Below are 809 nucleotides of genomic sequence, written 5' to 3' on the forward strand. Positions count from 1 at the left end.
TGGTTAAAAATTCCATAAATATACTATTCTTGGATGCACTCTGTTTCTCTGCAGAACTTATGATGACGTACCCTCCCATATCTCTTTGCGTCGCACGCATACATTCCTTCGTTCGGTCTAGTCATAAGGCAGAGGCCGGCTATGCTCCAGCAGGGACTTGAAGTCGAATGTCGCGGTTGTGCCAGCTCTCTATGTCATCCAACTAAGTTAATAACTAATGAAATGGTTCACGCTGCCGTTTGAAGAACAGTCAGGTCTTGTATCATGCGTTCTGACTGAAACATCTGTTTCTTCGTACAGAGGCCATGTGCGATTTTTAATAGTTTGCCACATAAGACCACCATGGCTTCTTTCTTTCTTAAAGGGTTTACTGGGCGTTCAATATAATAATGATACAGTGCCTTAAAGGCAGGATTGTAACGAATCATAGGCAAGATGGCTCGGAAGAGGGCTGCACGCAATTTTCTGCGTCCTCGTTTAGAAATCTTCTTTTGTCCCTTTTGTTCACCCGAGGAGTTCTCCCGTAATGTCAGTCCCGCTAGTTTGATAATTTGGCGTGGACTATGAAAGTTAGTGAACGGCCCTACCTCTGATAACAGCTCGACGGCTGTATTGGGGCCGACCCCCTCGATAGATACCAAAAAGAGATAATCGGGCATATTCTGAGCGATTTCTTGTAACCGTTCTGCCAGTAATTCATACTGTTGTTGAACGAGTCTATATTGCATAACCAAGGTATGAATCTCAAATCGAGCCATCTCCAGGCCTTCGGTCAACCCGATCGAGATTTCAGCGGCTTCCTTGAGTTT

General features: G+C 44.7%; 1 protein-coding gene. It reads right to left on the reverse strand.

Annotated features, from left to right (window positions below; translation table 11 throughout):
* Nucleotides 1–227: 227 nt before the first annotated feature.
* Nucleotides 228–809: transposase (locus tag M3627_RS20390; protein WP_251557268.1), on the reverse strand; the 582-nt coding region annotated here is incomplete at its 5' end.

The sequence above is a fragment of the Psychrobacillus sp. MER TA 171 genome, assembly GCF_023713305.1.
Classification (GTDB): Bacteria; Bacillota; Bacilli; order Bacillales_A; family Planococcaceae; genus Psychrobacillus.